The organism is Streptomyces sp. NPDC111802, from assembly GCF_055634335.1.
Genome location: NZ_JBVKCZ010000204.1, coordinates 1 through 1,739, shown reverse-complemented (window position 1 = coordinate 1,739; position 1,739 = coordinate 1). Strand labels below are relative to the sequence as shown.

The following is a 1,739-nucleotide window of genomic DNA, read 5'->3' as shown; positions in this document are numbered from 1 at the left end:
GCCTCACGGGCACCGGTCCCTTGCTTTGCGGCTCTCATACACATGATGAGCAAACACGCAAATCACCCAACCTGAAAGCGAGGGGCCATGGCTCGGAACAAGGTCATGCAGCTGTGGACCGCCATTGTCACCGCCTTACTCCCGCTGTGCACAGCGCTTGGATTCGTCACGAAGAACGCCGCCGCGACCACGTCGACCTCGTCGCAGCCCCACCTGGCACGCGGGCCAGGCCGCCATGGCAGATCCGACCTGACGGTTCCGGCGTTACCCCGGCCCCGGCCCTCCGTCAGGTCCCTGCCCCCTACGATGAAACAGCGCATCAGCGCCGAGGCGCATGGCAAGGCCCCCAACTGCCCTCACGGCTCCTGCGCCGAGACCTGGACCGAGCCCGAAAGGGGAAATCCGGGCCATGCCTGCGGCCCCCGGTGCTTCCCCGATGTGACTGCCCTGGCTGCGGACAAGTCCGCGTGCGTCAACGGACAACAGACCGCCTACGCAGCCCACAGGGCGAGCCGCTGCCGGGCAGAGTCCAAAGATCCCAGCAGTGAGTAGGAATACGGCAGATTGAGGCCCACGTGCAGGTTCCCCTCGTCGAGGGTGCCACGCGGTCCGTAGAGTCGCACGATCGGTGTCGGCAGCTCGTCTTTGAAGGCGGGCGGATCCCACCCCACACACCGGCCAAGCAGCTTCTTCCCTTCCGACAGGGCGGCATAGAAGAGCATGTAATGCGCTGGGTCGACTAGGGACGGGGCAGCGGGGTGAGCCTCCCTCCCGCCGTGAGCCTGCGGCCATGATCCGGTGGACGACGCTTCATGCCAGGCGTGTTCCACGTCTTCGACAGTCCGGCACATCCAATATTTCTCAGTCGCGCGTCCAAGAGACACGTACTCTGGTCGGCCTTCCACTCCGTCCGGGCCGAGGAACCGCACGACCGGCTCCACCACAGACGCGGTGGCACCGTTGAACTCCCGGTAGAAGGCAACGACCCGCCCCGTTCGCAGCCTGCCGCCCTGGTCCTCACCGTAGAAGAACCGGCCGTGCCGGTAGTACTCGTCGGTGATGTCTTCGTAATGCGGCCAATGCTCATACGCCCAGTTCCGATAGTCCATGTACGCCCCTTCCCCGCCTGGCGGCCGACAGCACACGGTATAGGCCACATAGCCCCTCGTGACCCGGATCTGCCCACATCCCACACCTGCGCCGCGAATTGGCCAAGCCTGCTCCGCACACGACGCTGTCCCGGTCATTCCCTGCAACAGCTCGGCCCACTGGATCGACCTCAGCCCGGTGCCGACCTCCGGGGCCCAGCGACTGCTGATTCACACGACTTCAGGGGAGCGACCGGACCGTCGGTGGCACTTCCGTAGCCGGTTGCTCACTTTGAGCTGTGCGGCAGCCCTCTGCCAGGAGCCGCATGATGAAGCCGCGCTGGTGGGTGCGGCCGCCGGTCTCTGCTTGCTTCAGGTGCGCGGTGTCAGCCATCGCTTGTGCCGCACGCTGGTCCTGGACATAGGCGTCATCATCCGGATTGTACGGTCCGCCCGTTGTGGCAAGCAGGCGCTCGATGCGCTCCCATTCCGCAAGCTCGGCCTGGTCACGTTCGGCCCCGGCCGGCCCTTCACGACGAGGGGTCTGCTGTTGGGCCCGTGCCTCTGCGAGAGCTTGCGCGGCCTCGGCATGTGTCATGCCGCAGGCCCGTCGACGGACCGAGGAGCGGCCGAGCTGCGCCCAGTCAACTG

The 1,739-nt window shown here is 66.1% G+C and carries 1 protein-coding gene and 2 pseudogenes; 1 reads left to right on the top strand and 2 read right to left on the bottom strand.

The genetic code is table 11. The features are described from left to right. Window positions 1-87: 87 nt before the first annotated feature. Window positions 88-360: pseudogene (locus ACZ7NC_RS45470) on the top strand (DUF6344 domain-containing protein); the annotation flags it as partial. A gap of 131 nt (window positions 361-491) precedes the next feature. Here ACZ7NC_RS45470 and ACZ7NC_RS45465 read toward each other — a convergent pair. Beyond that, complete coding sequence (locus ACZ7NC_RS45465; protein ID WP_471498329.1) at window positions 492-1,109, bottom strand: hypothetical protein; 618 nt, start codon at window positions 1,107-1,109, stop codon at window positions 492-494. Between the two features lie 220 nt (window positions 1,110-1,329). Beyond that, window positions 1,330-1,739 (bottom strand): annotated as a pseudogene (locus tag ACZ7NC_RS45460) (hypothetical protein); the annotation flags it as partial.